Source organism: Nostoc sp., assembly GCF_036917195.1.
In the GTDB taxonomy this organism is placed as follows: domain Bacteria; phylum Cyanobacteriota; class Cyanobacteriia; order Cyanobacteriales; family Nostocaceae; genus Nostoc.
Map to the genome: position 1 here is coordinate 25,768 of NZ_JBALDG010000068.1, position 16,562 is coordinate 42,329.

Here is a 16,562-nt window from a genome sequence, read left to right on the forward strand (position 1 = left end):
TACGTTCGCTCTGATAAGCAGCAATTTTAAACATGTCCTCCACAACTTTTGAAATTTTAATCATTTTGGTGCTAATTATTGCCAACGGCGTGTTTTCTATGTCTGAGATGGCAATTGTCTCAGCCCGGAAAGTTAGACTACAACAGCTTGCCAATCAAGGAGATCCCAAGGCAAAGGCAGCATTAAAACTAGCTGAATCTCCAAATCATTTCCTGTCAACTGTTCAAATAGGTATTTCCCTAATCGGTATCCTGACTGGTGCTTTTGGAGGAGCAACAATTGCCAACCGAGTGGCAGTCTATATAAAACGTGTCCCTTTATTAGCACCTTATAGTGACCCGCTTTCTTTCGGAATAGTGGTTTTGCTCATTACCTATTTCTCACTCATTGTTGGCGAATTGGTACCGAAGCGTCTGGCATTAAATAACCCAGAAAGGATTGCATCAATTGTAGCTATTCCGATGCAAGCTTTGGCGGCGATCGCTTCTCCAGTAGTCTATCTCTTAAGCGCTTCTACAGATTTGATCCTGCGAGTGCTAGGAATTACAGCTTCTACCGAGCCGCAAGTCACCGAAGAAGAAATTAAAATCTTAATTGAGCAAGGCACCGAGGCGGGAACCTTTGAGGAAGCCGAACAGGATATGGTGGAGCGAGTCTTTCGTTTAGGCGATCGCCCTGTTAGCTACTTAATGACACCCCGTCCCGATATTGTCTGGCTGGACTTAGAAGACACTGCTGAAGAAAATCGCCAAAAAATGGTTGATAGTGCCTATTCTCGGTATCCAGTTTGTCAGGGGGGACTTGACAATGTGCTGGGTGTTATCCCAGTTACCGACTTATTAGCCAGGAGTTTCCGAGGAGAACCGCTAGACTTGACGGTGGGATTGCGACAGCCAGTATTCGTGCCAGAAAGCACCCGTGGTTTGAAAGTTTTGGAATTGTTCAAGCAAACTATCACTCACATGGCGCTAGTAGTCGATGAATACGGCGTGATTCAAGGATTAGTCACTCTCAACGACATCATGAGCGAAATCGTGGGTGATGTTCCTTCAACAGATGGGCAGGATCAACCACAAGCTGTGCAACGCGAAGATGGTTCCTGGCTTTTGGATGGGATGTTGCCTGTAGAAGATTTTTTGGAACTTTTCGGTATGGAAGAGTGGCAATCTGAGGAACGCGGCAGTTATCAAACCTTAGGCGGTTTTGTGATCACCAATTTAGGTCGTATTCCTGCCGCAGCAGATTATTTTGAATGGCAAAGTATGCGAATTGAAGTGATGGATATGGATGGTAACCGCGTTGATAAGGTGCTAGTCGTACCGAAAGGAAATAAATCATCGGATACGACAAAATCTGATTAGTGTTGGGCACTTGTACTGAGCGAACCTAAGAGCGTCTAGTAGAGAAGCCGTAAAGCCTGCGGCATAGCTACGCCTTAAGCGCCAGCTTTTCCAAGAGTTGTATTGGGGATCGGGCATTAGGCATTGGGCATTGATAATTATTGTTTACTATTTCCCATGCCCAATGCCCTATTTATGCAATTTATCAAGTCTTAGATAGACGTTTGACAGCTTCACCCCCTAACAACTGATGGGCTTGTTCCAAAACTTGGGGGATTTTATCGGCGTGGGGATTGCGGGCGAGACATTGCCGCAAGTCTAATTCCTCTAACCGATCAGCTTTGTTACCAGGAAACCAGTGGCTGGCATTGCCAAGCAGGTTGTAGCGCATTTTAGCGTAGTCTAGCAGATCGTAGGCGATCGCTAGATTCCGCAGCCACAAAATCACCCGAATGTTTACCTCACCAGGGGTTTGGTCAAAGGTTGGTAGATTTGTCTGCCAGGATTTTACCCAATCTTCTCCCAAAGTAGCGATCGCTTCTGATTCCAACCTTGCTAAAATTGGTGGCAAAATTGACCATGCCCGGTCTACTAATTCTAAAGTTTTCAGGTGTTCATCAAAATCTTGTGGTTTTGCTGCTCCTAAACTCAGGGTATGCACTTGTTGATGACTCAAACAAAACAAATCATTAAACACCATTGGACTCAAAGGAGCGCAAAGATTTACTAATTTTTCTGGAGGTTTATATAACAAACCTCCTTTATCAGATGGGCTAATAATAAACACCCCCATATCGTGGCGTTTAGCTGCTTCAATTGCCTCCCAATTCCATTGATTAATGTAGTACCAGTGCAGGTTCACGTAATCAAATTTATTAGTATTAATTGTCTGCACAATCATATCTGTTGAGCCATGTGTAGAAAAGCCAATAAATCTGACTTTTCCCTCAGCTTGCAATTGCTGCGCTACTTCCAAACAGCCACCAGGACGGATACTGTAGTCGAATGACTCAGCATGATTGATGCCGTGCAACCCTAAAAGGTCAACATAATCTAGTTGGAGATTTTTCAATGATTGTTCAAATTTATTACGGAATTCTTTCGCATCTGCTGTTGGGTTTACTTTGGTCTGAACAATCAACTTTTCGCGGGGAAACTGGGGCAATATTCTCCCCAATTGCATTTCGGAACTGCCATAACCACGAGCAGTTTCAATATGATTAATCCCAACCTCAACTGCCTTTCTAATAGTCGCTTCCAGATTCGCCTGGTTATCAGCAGGAATTTCATTATTGTGAACATCTTCCCATTTGAACTGATATCTCATGCCACCGCAGGAAAACACTGGCATTTGTAATTCTGTGCGTCCAAATCGTCTATATAGCATCAGTGAATTGTGGATTGTTTACAACTTAAAATCTAAAAACGATAGTCATTCAAGCCTACTGTGCGACAATAATTACCTCTGTTCAATCTATGACACTAGCAAGATTTATCAGATTATTAAATTGCTCATACCAATTCTGTATGAAGATGCGCCAAACTATATGAGGAACGAACCGCATACTCCTACGGAGAAGCAAGCTACGCGCAGCGCGATGCCCTGAACGGCTGGTGAGCGCACTTGTACTGAGCGTAGCCGAAGTAGTCGAACCATGCCGCTGGCGCAGCCTCTCTAAGAGTTGGGTCTCCAAGAGTTGGACACAAAGCAAGAAAGAAGAAGCCAAGAAAATTTGGCGCAGCCTCACAAAGAAATGGTATCAGGACTAGGCAGGAGATTTTCCACGGGATTTGAGCGAGTGTTCTAATCACCGTTAAAATTACTCCTATAGACTGAGCAACTTTTCCAGGAATCAACAAGTAATTATGAATTGTTTATCGGACGGTTGACTTCTTTTGCGAAGGTAGCAGATTGTCAAATTAATTCTTTAGAGACTGCGCTTGGATTAAGCAATTTCTCAATGTTTCGGCTAACACCTGTACTTGCGGCTCATTAAGTAGGCCATGGTGAGATCCGGGAACGTAATGGACATCTAATTCTCCAGCAACTACGTCGCCCCAGCCGAATTGAGGATCGTATTCTGTGCCTATAGCTTCGTCCCGACTTTGATCCTCTGTTCGCAAGAGAATAGCTTGACCAAGGTAAGGTGAAAAGATATATTCACTGATGGCTTGAGTGTTAGCATCTATAATTTTTAAGTGCTTGTCAGTTTCAGGTAAATCAACTATTTCTTGCAAGTAACGGTTATATCTATTTTGGAGACGGCGCTTACGCCAATAATTCCATCTCACAGCCATTTGCCAAAGGTAGGTAGGTCCTTGTTGAACAATATTATTTAAATGCAAAAAAACTCGCTTGAGAAATGATGCCCGCCAGCTATAACCTGGACGACAACTATCAACCATAACTAGAATACCAACTTGTTCGCCTTGCTCTTGGAGTTGCCGAGCCATCTCGAAAGCAACTATACCCCCAAAAGAATAACCTCCCAGAAAATAAGGGCCATTGGGCTGAAGGGTCTGGATTTCTTGAATGTAGTGAGTTGCCATGTCTTCAATCCGCGTATGCAAAGGCTGTTTTCCATCTAGCCCTTGTGGCTGTAGTGCGTAGAATGGTTGATCTGATCCCAGATGCAGCGCCAATTCACGGAAACACAAGACTTCTCCACCCAGTCCGTGAATACAGAAAAAAGGTGGTTTTGAACCATTGGGTTGAATTTCTAAGAGAGATGACCAACTAGATTTTGATTCGTCTAAGGTATTTACTAAAGCCAAATTTATTGCTATATCTTCTTCTTGGCAAATTATTTTGGCTAGAGCCTCTACAGTACCTGACTGGAACAGAATCGCAAGAGGCAGATTTTTACTAAATGTCTTTTCAATTTGCCAAAACAGTTTTACTGCTAATATGGAGTGTCCTCCTAGCTCAAAGAAGTTGTCCCTGACACCGATAGGCTCAATGCCCAGAACTTGTTCCCAAATTTTGGTCAGTTGGAATTCTAATTCATCACGGGGAGCCAGATAGGTGTTTTCTGAATCAAGCCTTGTTGAGTCTGGTGCTGGTAAAGCGCGGCGGTCGATTTTGCCGTTAGGGGTTAGGGGTAAGGTGTCTAGTAAAACGAAAGCACTAGGCACCATATATTCTGGCAGTTTCTGTTTGAGGAAATGGCGCAGTTCGTCTGTGGTTGGTGTCTGTTCTGGGTGAGGAACGATGTAGGCGACTAGTCGCTGGTTTTCTGGATTATCAACTCTAGCTGTGACGACAGTTTGCTGTATATTGGGGTGTTGTGCTAATAAAGCTTCAATTTCTCCAAGTTCGATGCGGAAACCACGAATTTTTACTTGATTATCGAGGCGACCAAGATATTCGATATTACCATCACTTAGGTAACGGGCTAAGTCACCTGTTTTGTAAAGACGGCTTTCAAAGTCGCAACTGAATGGATTAGGAATAAATTTTTCTGTTGTTAATTTAGGCTGATGGAAATAACCCCGTGATAACCCTGCACCACCAATATATAGTTGTCCTGCAACACCCACAGGGACGGGTTGCAAATATTTATCTAAAATGTAAATCTGGGTGTTGGCTATAGGACGGCCAATGCTCACAAAAGCTTCTTCCTGCTCAATTCGATGAATTGTAGACCAAACAGTTGTTTCTGTCGGTCCGTATAAGTTCCAAACTTCAGCACCTCTTTGACGTAAGTGGGTAGCTAAATTTTCAGGTAAGGCTTCACCACCACAGAGAATTTTCAGTTGGGCATTTCCTTTCCATCCCGCTTCTAGTAAGATTTGCCAAGTCACAGGAGTGGCTTGCATAACAGTTGCAGCAGAGTTATTAAGTTGTTGTAATAACTGTAAACCGTCGGCAGTAACTTTCCGACTGACTAAAATTACCTTGGCTCCTAGTGTTAGGGGAAGAAAAATTTCTAAAACCGCAATATCAAAAGATAGGGAAGTAACTGACAACAGACTATCAAGGTTGGTTAATTGTAGGTGCTGTTGCATCCCCGTGAGGAAGTTGAGGACGCTGCGATGGGTAATTTGTACACCTTTGGGTTTTCCTGTGGAGCCAGAAGTATAAATTGTGTAAATTAAATTATCGGGATCAATGTAGCTTTGTGGCGAATTTTGCTGATGTGCGGCAATGCAATCCCTGTCGCTATCTAAAAAGATAACTTGGGCTTGGTGGGATGGAAGAGTTTTTAATAAATGTTGCTGGGTTAATAAAATGGAAATTTGCGAGTCTTGCAACATGAACGCCAAGCGCTCTTGGGGATAGGCCGGGTCTAGGGGTACATAGGCTGCACCTGCTTTCAGGATACCTAAAATTCCAACTATTAGATTTAGCGATCGCTCCACACAAATCCCCACCAGCATCTCTGGTTTGACCCCCAGTGATATCAGGTAATGCGCTAGCTGATTAGCACGGTGATTGAGTTGCTGGTAAGTTAGTTGCTGGTTCTCAAAGATTACAGCAATGGCGTTGGGAGTTCTTTCGGTTTGAGCTTCAAATAACTGATGGATGCAGGTATTTTTGGGGTAATCAGTTTGGGTATTATTCCACTCTATTAGTAGCTGATGCTGTTGGGCTGCTGTTAACAGAGGTAAATTTGAAATATGCTGTTCTGGGTTGGCGACGATACCTTCAAGTAAAGTTTGGAAATGCCCTAGCATTCGAGCGATCGTTGTAGCATCGAATAAGTCTGTGTTGTATTCAATTCCACCTTTGATCCCCTCTGGAGTTTCTTTAATATCGAAGGTAAGCTCGAACTTTGAGGTATCGTTATGGACTTCTAGAGGGGTAATGGTCAATCCCGGAAGTTCCCAGAGTTCGCTTGGGGTATTGTGGAAGGCAAACATTACCTGAAACAACGGCGAGTGGCTCAAATCTCGTTCTGGCTGTAGTTCTTCTACTAGCTTCTCGAAGGGCAGGTCTTGGTGGGCATAAGCTTTTAGTGTTACTTCTCGAACTTGACTAAGTAACTGTTGGAAACTTGGGTTACCTGAAAGGTTAGTGCGTATAGCTAGGGTATTGACAAAGAACCCAATCAACCCTTCGGTTTCAACTTGGTTGCGACCAGCAATGGGAGAACCGATGAGAATGTCTTCTTGCCCAGTGTAGCGGTGCAATACTATCCCAAAAGCCGCCAGCAATGTCATGAATAGGGTGACACCCTGCTGATGCGAGAGTTCTTTTAGAGATGCACTCAGCTTCTGGGGTAACATCAGGGATTGCACTGCTCCCTGGTAAGTTTGGACTGGTGGCCGTGGTCGGTCGGTTGGTAATTCTAATACAGTATTAGCACCTGCTAACTGAGTTTTCCAATAATTAATTTGGTTGGAGAGTATTTCACCTGATAGCCATTGGTGCTGCCACACAGCAAAATCTGCATACTGAATAGGCAATTTTGGCAGGGGGGAAGGCTTACCGCTCAAAAAGGCTTGATAAACGTCTGCTAACTGCTGCTCGATAATGCCTATTGACCAACCATCTGAGGCGATGTGGTGCATGACCAATAAGAGTATATGCTCCTGTTCATCTATTTGGAGCAAAGTAGCTCTGAGCATCAAGTCAGATTCTAAGTTGAAGGGGCGTTGCGCCTCTTGATTTAGGAGACATTCCACTTGCTCCGGTGCTACCTTAATTATTTTGAATTCCACTGGCCGAGGCGTGCCAATTACTTGTATGGGGCTACCATCAAGTGATGTAATAAAGTTTGTTCGTAGTGTCTCGTGATGGACAATGATCGCATCTAATGACTGTTGCAAAACACGCGCATTTAACTTGCCCGTTAAGCGCTGTGCATTCGAGAGGATATATGCTCGGCTGTTGGGTTGCAACTGCTGCAAAAACCACACTCGCTGCTGGGCAAAGGATAAAGGGGCTGACTCTCGGTTGGCTATTTGGGGAATAGTTTGATTTTGGGGATCATTTTCTTGACTCTCATTTTGGGCCAACGCTTGAGCTAAAGTAGCGATCGTTGGATTCTTAAATAAGAGTTGCAACGGTATTTCTATCCGAAAGGCTTGGCGAACTCGAGACATGACTTGAGTAGCCAGCAGTGAATGACCTCCCAATTCAAAAAAATTGTCGTGGATGCCTACTTGTTCCAGACGCAAAACTTTCGCCCAGATTGTAGCTAAAACTTGTTCTGTCGAATTCTCAGGTGGAACAAAGTTAGTTGAGAGCCTAAGAGGAAATGTATCCGGTGCAGGCAAGGCGCGGCGGTCTATTTTACCGTTGGGATTTAATGGTAGGGTGTCCAAAAATACAAAAAAACTAGGCACCATGTATTCAGGTAGCCGAGTTTCCAAAAAGCGACGCAATTCAGACTGGCTAGGGATTTGCTCTGGACTGGCAACAACATATGCCACGAGTTGCTTGTCACCAGGAACATCCTCTCTAGCTATGACTAGAGTCTGTGTCAGTGCCGGATGTTGACCTAATATGGCTTCAATTTCTCCCAATTCAATTCGGAAGCCACGTATTTTCACTTGGTGGTCAATACGACCAAGGAACTCGATGTTACCATCGCTCAAATAACGTGCTAAATCCCCAGTTTTGTAAAGACGTGCCCCTCTTTTAGAACTAAAAGGGTCGAAAATGAACTTGTCTATGGTCAATTCTGGACGGTTAAAATAGCCTTGCGCTAAACCAATACCGCCAATGTGTAGTTCACCTGATTCTCCAAAAGGCACAGGCTGCAAATTTTCATCGAGGATGTGAATCTCTGCATTAGTAATCGGGCGACCAATGGGAGCAATGGCGTAATTAGTGCCGCGCTGGCAAGTCCAGAAAGTGGTATCAATGGAAGCTTCTGTCGGACCATAGCAATTATGGAGAACATTGTCCAAATTCAGTTGAGCAAAAAAGCGTTCTATGAGTTCACCAGGTAAAGCTTCACCACCGCAGGTAATGTGCTTGATGAATCGGCAATTCTCAATTCCCTTCTCTTCCAATAAGACACGGAGTATAGAAGGGACTAAGGCCAGGACTGTGATTTGCTGCTCAGTAATCACCTTCACAAGGTAGGCAGTATCTTGATGTCCACCAGGTCGAGCTATGATCAATTGCCCTCCGAAGCACAATGGCCAGAATATCTGCCACACTGAGGGGTCGAAGCTAAAAGAAATAGTCAGTAAAACTTTGTCAGCCTGAGTTAATCCAAAAGTTGTTTGCTTCCAGTACAGTTGATTGCAAATCCCCCGATGAGGGATCATTACACCCTTAGGCTGTCCTGTAGATCCTGATGTGTAGATTACGTAGATAAGATTATCAGCCGTTGTCTCATTTAGAGGATTTTCTTGACTGTTTCGGATATTCCCTTGCCAGTTTGAGTCTAGACAAATTACTTGTGCTTCATGCGGTGGTAAATTATTGACAAATTTTTCTTGGGTTAACAATACTGGTGTCTGGGTGTCTTCCAAAATGAAGGCTAAACGCTCTGAGGGATATGCAGGATCTAAAGGTACATAAGCACCTCCAGCTTTCAGAATTGCCAGAAGTCCTAGAATCATTTCCAAGGAGCGCTCTAGGCAAATGCCTACAAGTACTTCAGACCCAACCCCTAAAGCACGTAGGTGGTGCGCTAGTTGATTGGCTCGGTGGTTTAACTGCCGATAAGTAAGTTGTGTATTTTCAAATACTACAGCAATGGCTTGGGGCGATCGCTCTACTTGCATCTCAAACATTTGATGGATGCACAGATCGTGATGATGAAGTGCTTGGGTTTCATTCCATTCCTGTAAAACTTGAGTGCCAATGATCTGACTTAAGGTATCTAACGGAATATTTTGCTTATATTCTGAAGTCTGGCTATTTATCTGCATTTTCTATATATCAACTCCATCAGGAAATAGCATTTTTTTAATTTATTTATTACTATGTATGGTGTGTTTATAGCAAATTATTTATTATATGTAAGTAATGCTGCATATTAACGCTTTCAAGATAAAAGTCTAAATTTATACAACCAAAGCCTACCTTGCTTTAAGAGTGGGACGCTGCGTGAATTGCAATGGCAAAGCTGAACGCAGACCTATACGCATTTTCAAAAATAATTAGTATTTAAAGCTCTAGCTAATCGATTTCCACTTAACATAATAATTCCCATATTTTTATTCGTTACTTTCTAACTAAAACTTTTAAGTCAAATTAAAATTAAAAAATGCACTATTGCATTGTTAAGATCCAGTCATACAAAAGCATTTGATTTGCGACTTTACCTTTCTTTGGCAAATATTTTTTTACGTACTTAGATAGACTAAATACAACACTGAAAAGACTTTATCGTTTTTTATAACAATTTGCTAAATGAAAAAATAATTATTACCGAATCTTCATTATGTTTCTTTATATGTAAAAATAATGTAAAGCTATAATTATGATTCGCTTAAATAATATAAGTAGGTTGGTGTAAAAAGTTGTCATTGGAATAATGCAGAAGGCTGGAAAAAGAGGGTTTTAGCCTGGTTCATCTTTCTTTAGATAGTTATCTTTAATTTGTGCTTTCCTACTTATGCCGACTCAGTGAAACCCTCATCAGGTGGGTTTCATGTCACTATAGATAAAGCATATATGAAGCTAAAATTTTGCACATGGACTTAACATATATATCAATGTGACGTAAGATACAAATAAAATCTTCAGTTTTTTCTTGCAGCGAACACCCATTCAAGCCGTTTGGCTACAAGCCAAGACTTGCAGTAAGCAAATCCAATGTTAATTTTTTATGGTAATGCCACCATGCCCAATCCCTCAATTTTTGATAGTTCAAGATTAGAACGGTCCAAAATGCAATGTTACAGGCACAAAAAAATTGGCTCTCTGTCAGGAGTAAAAAATGTCTATAAACCAGATATGGCAAGACTTACAAAGATGAAGCCTTGTTGATATTATTTCCAGTTATTAGAATTTATTTTCATGAATCTGTGACCAATTGTCTAGAAATGCCCATGAGACTGACCCAATAACCACAATCACCAGTATGTAAATTTTTGTAACAATAATCAAATTTTTGATGCATTTTGTTATAAGTTATGTGTGTAAGTTTTGTTAATCAGTAATTATGCGTAAATAAACAGAGAACTTCTAAGCAAGGCTAAATTAGTCTAGCTAAACATGCTACAGTAATTTAGGAAGGAATTATCATTATTATAGAAGTGCAACTCTGCAATGGAACTGTAGTAATTCAGTTCAACTATTACGCACCTTAAAAATCCTAATATTTATACCTGACCTACTTAATTATTAAGGTTAGGAATTTTATTAAACTATTAAGTTAACTCCCCAAGAAATTTTTGGCATCAAAGCTCAAAATTTCCAGACTAAATTGGATTTTACCCTGCAACAAAAGCTAAATATCTGGGTAGTAACCGCACTCAAACCGACCCTGGAAAATGCTTTTGCTTAAGAACTTAAAGTGACTCCAAACAAAATGGTTAATAGTAGACTACAAAGTCATAGTTTCTTTGAAATAAAAATGTGAAATACCCTACTTGTCTTATATAAATTTCCATCAAATAACTACATTAAGTGTTCCTAACTATGAGTAATCAAAGCATTACAACAAATAAATTCAGTGAAGTGCCTTTGGATTTACGTGCATCTGCATTTGTCCGGGTACGAAAGGGTTCGTGGTGGTTGAGATTAATAACATTGTTTTTAGTAGACTATACTCTTTTATCTTTAGCTTGGGTTTTAGCTGGATATCAATCTTCTTATGGGCATTTTACTAGGTATATACCGAGTCATTATTTACCGATTTTAATAACTATTGGGATTCAAATAGGATCACTAGCTGTCCAAGGTATTTATCGAGAAGGTCAAAACCGCTATGACTATTTCAATATCATCAAATCACTAACTTTTGCTCATGGATTAATACTTCTTGTTTGTTCTTTGTATAAACCAGTTGTTGATATTACACGTCCAAGATTAATTTTATTATCTTGGGTGCTAAGTATATTATTTATTTGTACTGGTAGATATGCTGTAAATCTTACTCTTGAATATCTGCGTAAGCAGAAAAAAATAGTTCGTTCTTCTGTATTCATTATTTGTGATCCTCAAGATCATGAACAGATTGCTAGTTTTATAAAAAAAGAAAAACATTACATCGTATCTGGAACGGCGAATGCTAATTCATTAGACAGATATCAACGTCAGCAAACCTTGAATCAACTTAATCAATTAGCTGTAACAGAAGTTTTTATATCTTGGGATGCTCTAAAAAACAGAATGTTTTTATGCTGGTTATTTCAAGCATCTGGCATCCAAGTGCATATTTTGCCAATGGAATTAAAACCGATTTATAAAAATGTAGAATTTAATAGAATAGGAGGAATGCCTTGTCTCAGCTTGGATTGTCCAATAATTACAGGTAAAGATTTTTGGATAAAGCGCAGTTGTGATTTTTGCTTCGCGGCTTTATTTGTAATGTTATCATTCCCTATTTATATAGCTATAGCTATAGCTATCAAACTGGACTCTCCCGGCACAATATTTTACAGGCAAACCCGTATAGGTTTACATGGGCAACAGTTTAAAGTATGGAAATTCAGAACTATGAGGTCTGATGCGGAAAAATTACAGAAAGAATTAGAAGCATTAAATGAAGCGAAAGATGGGATTATCTTTAAGATTAAAGACGATCCTCGCATTACCCGTGTTGGAAAATTTCTTCGTCGTTACAGCTTAGACGAATTACCTCAACTTTTTAATGTTATCTTTGGAGAAATGAGTATAGTAGGACCTCGCCCTTTACCTACTAGAGATGTTGATAAGTTTTCTGAACATCATTTTATCCGACATGAAGTTTTACCTGGTATTACAGGTCTTTGGCAAGTCTCAGGTCGCTCTGATATTTTAGATTTTGAACAAGTGATTAATCTTGATCTTAACTACATTGAAAATTGGTCGCTTGGGTTAGACTTTGAAATTCTGCTCAAAACAGTTATGGTAGTTTTGAAAAAAGAAGGTGCTTACTAAGAAAAAATAAAGCCAGGTATGTATAGAATGGCTAGAAAAACTTCTAACTATATATTTGAACAAGTCAAGTTATAACGTAATTGGGAAGCTTGGGAGGCGTTGTATTAGTTTCCCAATATAAGTTAATTTGTGCAGCCTTAATGGTATTATTAATGACTATTCTTGGTTTTAGCCAATTTATTTATTTCACCTATACTCGCCTATTTTCATTAAACTTATGGCGAATTATGATCCGAGCCTTAATGATAAGCATTTTAATGCTATTTGTATTTGTCTTATTGCAAAAAATTTAGCTTAGATTTTATGTTCACTCTAATTTTTGCAATTTATGCCTATGGTTTATTTGTGAGTTATCTAGGTATTCGTGCGTTTGGTGGTTTTCATTTTTTGTAGGTAAAACTTTTAATAAAAAATCCTGCTAATAATACATCCAAATTTGTTGATTAAATAAATAATTTAAATGAAAATATAATTTTAATTATGATTAAGGTTGCTCTATTACATTTTGGCTTTGAAGACTACACCATAGAATTAGCAAACAGTTTGGTTAAATATGTTGATTTAACGCTAATTCATCCAGAAAAAATTTCAGATGTCTGTAGTAAGGTTCTTGATTCCAATATCCACGTCGTTAGCTTTAAAAAACCACGGATTCGCGACCCGCGCAACCTATTGTCTATGGGCACTATGATGCATATCATCAAAAACATACAGCCAGATGTTTTACATGTGCAAGAAACTAACGATCCTTGGTACGATTGGACTTTGTTACTCAACAAAATGCCACCATTGGTGACAACCATCCACGATATATTCCGTCACCCAGGGGATAACAGCACTGCATTTGGTTCCGAGTATACCAGACGTATTGGCTTCTACCGTTCCCAACAATTGATTGTCCATACTAATCAACTAAAAAAAATTCTAATTGAGCAATTTCGTATACCTCAAGAGCGAGTCAATGTTTTACCTCATGGGGAACTTGGTAGTTTGTATCAGCGTCGAAGTAGTCAAAATATTCAAGCCCGTGAGCCATGTACCTTGCTATTTTTTGGACGTATCTTGCCCTATAAAGGATTGAAATATTTGCTTGAAGCTATGCCCTTAATTGCTGAATGTATACCTGAAGTCAAGCTAATTATTGCTGGAAAGGGAGAAAACATAAGGCAATATTTCCCTAATGGTTATGATGAGAAACGCTACAAGATTATCAATGACTTTATCCCTCTTGAAGAAGTAGGTAATCTATTTAAACGCAGCACGGCAACAGTTCTGCCATATATCGAAGCGTCTCAAAGTGGTGTGGCAGCTTTGTCTTATGGAATGGGAACGCTGGTTGTAGCTTCTGAAGTGGGGGGATTGAGTGAGATAGTTCAACATAAAAAAGATGGGTTATTAGTTCCACCCCGTGACGTTTCAGCTTTAGCTGATGCTATCATTTGTTTGCTAAAGAATCGCGACTTGCAACAAGGTATGCAAACAGCGGCACTAGCTCGCTCTCAAGAAGATTTAAATTGGTCAAATATTGCTGGTCAAACTGTGGAAGTTTATCAAAAAACTATAAAAATGACACATTAATACAACTGTACTCATTAGAGCATTTAACGAAAATAATAATTACAAATCTAATAAATAAAGTATTTCTCAAAATAAACTTAGACTACCAACCATGAATCCCTGACTTGCTTAATCTGTTTTCTATATGTATACATAATCATAAAAAATGAGGAAATTTTTAATTTCTGCCGAACAAATACTTACAGTAACTTGCTTGATGATCTACTCAGGAACTCCGCTAATCCCTCTTCTGACGGATGGCTTTACCGTAAAAGACACTGATAGAACTATATTTCGATTCTTTTTTACTTTTACATATATAGTTAGCCTTTCGTTAATTGCTTTACGCTGGAAGAAGGTTACTTACGTTTTTAGCAGAGATAAGTTTATTTGGGCATTGATTGGAGTTTGTGCACTTTCTAGTTTTTGGTCTTTAGATCCAGACACTACTGGACGTCGCGTTTTTGCTCTGGTAGCAACAACTATCTTTGGACTTTATTTAGCTTCACGCTACACCTTAAACGAGCAACTGAAGTTATGTGCATACATGTTTGGCTTCTCAGCAGTAATGTGCTTCTTATTTGTTATATTTCTACCACAATATGGTCTTGGAAACGATATTGATGGAGCTGGTTGGCGAGGAATATACCCAAGTAAGAATGTTCTTGGTGAGACATTTGTGTTGAGTGCAGCAATATTTTTCTTCCAAGCTATGACTAATCAAGAAAATCGCTGGGTTTCATGGCTTGGGTATGTTACTTCTGGAGTACTTATATTCTTCTCAAAATCAACAACATCTATAGTTAATTTTATAATCATTACAGCAGCTGTTGTTATATATTATCGAATTTTACATTTAAAGTATAAAGTGATGATACCTATTTTGACCTTCATATCAACCATTGCCATAGCTTTTTATACCTGGTTTATATCAGAAGCGGATACAATTTTAGGTTCAGTAGGTAAGGACACAACACTTACTGGACGTTCAGAAATATGGTCTGCTGTGTTGGAAATGATTGCGAAAAAACCGTTACTAGGATATGGCTATGGAGCATTCTGGATAGAGAATAATAGTGAGTCTACTATTGTTCAACAAACGATACAATGGAATGCTCCTAATGCTCACAATGGTTTTCTGGATCTCTGGTTAGAGTTGGGTCTATTAGGATTCTCGGTTTTTTTAATTGGGTTCGTTATTAATTTATTAAAAGCAATATATTTAATCCGGTGGAATAAAACATCTGAAAGTTTATGGCTCTTAGTCTATTTTACTGTTATTATTCTTTCAAATCTTGCTGAAACTACATTCTTAGAGCAAAATAGTGTGCAATGGATACTTTATGTATCAGCGATATTATCAAACAAACTTTCTACACGCGCAAATTTGTAAAAATAGAATCAATAGACTTTCCACGTTTTAGGAAAGGGATTGGCAGCGCTTTGAATCTGGGAAAATTAATCAAATGATAATTTGTGATTCTTTCGTTGATACATTAATCAAAGATAGACCAAATAATTAAAAAATTACAGCTTATGTGTCTAAGTAATACTCTCAAGATTATCATGCTAGGTCCTAGTTTACTCCAGCAGGGTGGTATTTCCGGTTACGAGAAACTTTTTTTGGCGTATGCTCCTTCTGAAGTCAAAATATGTCATATTATTACTCATGAGGAAGGATCTATAACACTCAAAGTTATGGTTTTTTTGAAAGCCATATGGAAATTTTTATGGATGTTAATAAAGGAAGAAGTTGATATTGTTCAAATTCAAATTTCACAGCGCGGCAGTGTTTTCCGACAAGCAATTATGATACTTTTAGCTGGGGGATTTCACAAACCGATAATTTTACATGCTCATGGTAGTCAATTTCATCTTTTCTACGCTGGACTTGCAAAATGGATTCAGAAATTACTAAGTTGGATATTTGGCAAGTGTCAACGCTTAATTGTATTATCTGAAAGCTGGAAAAGCTTCTACATAGAAAAACTTGGCCTGAAACCTGAACAAGTTGTAGTTTTTTACAATCCAGTAAAAATTCCTGCTGAAGTTCCAGACCGTTCAGTTTCTAAAAAAGTGAACTTACTTTTTTTAGGACGAATCGGTCAACGGAAAGGAGCATTTGATTTGATCAAAGCTTTTTCTTTTTTGCCTACTGAATATAAAGCAAGATCAAGTATGATTATGGCAGGAGATGGAGATATAGAACAAGCACGTAATTTAGTTACGACTTTAAGTCTAGAAAATTATATACAATTGCCTGGCTGGATAGGGTCAGATGAACGTGATATTCTTTTAACTAAAGCAGATGTTTTTGTGTTGCCCTCTTACAACGAAGGTCTTCCATTAGCAATGCTGGAAGCAATGGCTTGGGAGTTACCAGTCATAGTTACACCAGTAGGAGGCATACCTGAAATAGTTACTCAATCTGAAAATGGATTAATTGTTAATTCAGGTAATGTTGATCAGTTATCAGATGCTATGAAGTCTTTAATTGGAAATGAGGGTTTGAGGCTTTCTCTAGGTTCTAAAGCGAGAACAAGTGTTTTGGCTCTTGATATCAAAAATCACTGGGTTTCTTTTCTTGATTTATATCGTTCACTATTAAATTCAAATGATCAATAATGTGAGTGTAAACAGCTAGCAATTGCAAGACTGAAAGCTATGAGGAT

At 39.3% G+C, this 16,562-nt stretch carries 7 protein-coding genes; 5 read left to right on the forward strand and 2 right to left on the reverse strand.

The window, feature by feature from the left end:
* Positions 1 to 32: 32 nt before the first annotated feature.
* Positions 33 to 1,361, forward strand: a complete 1,329-nt coding sequence (locus V7K40_RS22460) for a hemolysin family protein (protein ID WP_334963604.1) — start codon at positions 33 to 35, stop codon at positions 1,359 to 1,361.
* A gap of 184 nt (positions 1,362 to 1,545) precedes the next feature.
* Here the strand turns inward: V7K40_RS22460 and V7K40_RS22465 are convergent, their stop codons facing one another.
* Together V7K40_RS22465 and V7K40_RS22470 are read right to left on the reverse strand one after the other, a co-directional pair.
* Positions 1,546 to 2,727: an aldo/keto reductase gene (locus tag V7K40_RS22465; RefSeq protein ID WP_334963606.1), complete on the reverse strand. Its 1,182-nt coding sequence runs from the start codon at positions 2,725 to 2,727 to the stop codon at positions 1,546 to 1,548.
* Between the two features lie 533 nt (positions 2,728 to 3,260).
* Positions 3,261 to 9,173, reverse strand: a complete 5,913-nt coding sequence (locus V7K40_RS22470; RefSeq protein ID WP_334963608.1) for an amino acid adenylation domain-containing protein — start codon at positions 9,171 to 9,173, stop codon at positions 3,261 to 3,263.
* 1,717 nt (positions 9,174 to 10,890) lie between these two features.
* On the opposite strand from V7K40_RS22470, the gene V7K40_RS22475 reads away from it, so the two are divergent.
* The 4 genes from V7K40_RS22475 (at position 10,891) to V7K40_RS22490 (ending at position 16,515) form a co-directional block, all read left to right on the forward strand.
* On the forward strand, positions 10,891 to 12,333 hold the full coding sequence (locus V7K40_RS22475; protein WP_334963610.1) for a sugar transferase: 1,443 nt from the start codon (positions 10,891 to 10,893) through the stop codon (positions 12,331 to 12,333).
* Between the two features lie 480 nt (positions 12,334 to 12,813).
* Positions 12,814 to 13,911, forward strand: coding sequence for a glycosyltransferase family 4 protein (locus V7K40_RS22480; RefSeq protein ID WP_334963612.1), 1,098 nt, complete (start codon positions 12,814 to 12,816; stop codon positions 13,909 to 13,911).
* 145 nt (positions 13,912 to 14,056) lie between these two features.
* Positions 14,057 to 15,283: an O-antigen ligase family protein gene (locus V7K40_RS22485; RefSeq protein WP_334963614.1), complete on the forward strand. Its 1,227-nt coding sequence runs from the start codon at positions 14,057 to 14,059 to the stop codon at positions 15,281 to 15,283.
* A 173-nt stretch (positions 15,284 to 15,456) separates the two neighbouring features.
* The gene (locus V7K40_RS22490) at positions 15,457 to 16,515 is read left to right on the forward strand and encodes a glycosyltransferase family 4 protein (protein ID WP_334963616.1); all 1,059 of its coding nucleotides are present in this window, start codon (positions 15,457 to 15,459) and stop codon (positions 16,513 to 16,515) included.
* Positions 16,516 to 16,562 lie beyond the last annotated feature (47 nt).

Coding starts and splice junctions, on each gene's coding strand:
- V7K40_RS22490 (WP_334963616.1), top strand. CDS start 15,457: ATGCTAGGTCCTAGTTTACTCCAGCAGGGTGGTATTTCCGGTTACGAG.
- V7K40_RS22475 (WP_334963610.1), top strand. CDS start 10,891: ATGAGTAATCAAAGCATTACAACAAATAAATTCAGTGAAGTGCCTTTG.
- V7K40_RS22460 (WP_334963604.1), top strand. CDS start 33: ATGTCCTCCACAACTTTTGAAATTTTAATCATTTTGGTGCTAATTATT.
- V7K40_RS22485 (WP_334963614.1), top strand. CDS start 14,057: ATGAGGAAATTTTTAATTTCTGCCGAACAAATACTTACAGTAACTTGC.
- V7K40_RS22470 (WP_334963608.1), bottom strand. CDS start 9,173: ATGCAGATAAATAGCCAGACTTCAGAATATAAGCAAAATATTCCGTTA.
- V7K40_RS22465 (WP_334963606.1), bottom strand. CDS start 2,727: ATGCTATATAGACGATTTGGACGCACAGAATTACAAATGCCAGTGTTT.
- V7K40_RS22480 (WP_334963612.1), top strand. CDS start 12,814: ATGATTAAGGTTGCTCTATTACATTTTGGCTTTGAAGACTACACCATA.